The sequence below is a fragment of the Oleiphilus sp. HI0128 genome (assembly GCF_001635365.1).
Window position 1 is genome coordinate 1 of the sequence record NZ_LWGG01000576.1, and the last position, 367, is coordinate 367.

Here is a 367-nt window from a genome sequence, read left to right on the forward strand (position 1 = left end):
TATGTGCAATAGCTCAACAACATAACTGTCTTTCAATCGTTGATGCCGTCACCTCTTTAGGCGGTTCTGATGTTCAAGTTGATGACTGGGGCATAGACGCAATTTATTCAGGCACTCAAAAGTGCTTATCTTGTATCCCAGGTCTCTCTCCGGTCAGTTTTAGCACTAAAGCAATTGAAAAGATCAAAGCCAAAAGCTCTAAGAACTACAGCTGGTTCCTCGATCTAAACCTGGTCATGGACTATTGGGGTGAAGGTGCTAAGCGTACTTATCACCATACTGCGCCAGTTAACAGTTTGTATGCACTACACGAATCGCTATTAATTCTTAAAGAAGAAGGTTTGGAAAGCGCTTGGGAACGTCATGA

At 42.8% G+C, this 367-nt stretch carries 1 protein-coding gene; it reads left to right on the top strand.

Features of this window, described 5'->3' with window-relative positions:
• On the top strand, positions 1–367 hold a 367-nt coding region (locus A3763_RS07030), incomplete at both ends, for an aminotransferase class V-fold PLP-dependent enzyme (RefSeq protein ID WP_156494983.1).